We start from the raw sequence: 260 nt of genomic DNA, 5'->3' as shown, positions 1-260 counted from the left end.
GCGTATCCGTATTCCAGATGACGCCGTCTATTCCGGGCGTTTTACTGCCTTTGTTTTGTGATACTCGCTTAACAGCAAGAAGTTTTGCCGAATGCGAGTGAGTCAGTATCCACTGCAACGCTTTCGCTTTGCCGTGTTTACTTTCTCTTGTTGCTTTTGCAATACGCATCTGAAGCTTTAAAACGTGTGACTCAACAGTTTTCCAATTTATGGATTGCCATTGAGCACTGTCAGGAGAGGCACTAATCTCTTTTGAAATC

The 260-nt window shown here is 43.8% G+C and carries 1 protein-coding gene; it reads right to left on the bottom strand.

Features of this window, described 5'->3' with window-relative positions; all coding sequences use genetic code 11:
* The coding region (locus tag JIG41_RS05465; protein ID WP_199524389.1) for a reverse transcriptase N-terminal domain-containing protein at positions 1 to 259 on the bottom strand (259 nt) is incomplete at its 3' end.
* Between the last annotated feature and the right edge of the window lies 1 nt (position 260).

The sequence above is a fragment of the Pseudoalteromonas sp. bablab_jr011 genome, from assembly GCF_016464045.1.
GTDB lineage: Bacteria > Pseudomonadota > Gammaproteobacteria > Enterobacterales > Alteromonadaceae > Pseudoalteromonas > Pseudoalteromonas lipolytica.
Note: the sequence above shows the minus strand (reverse complement) of the source record. Positions and strands in the feature narration are given on the sequence as shown.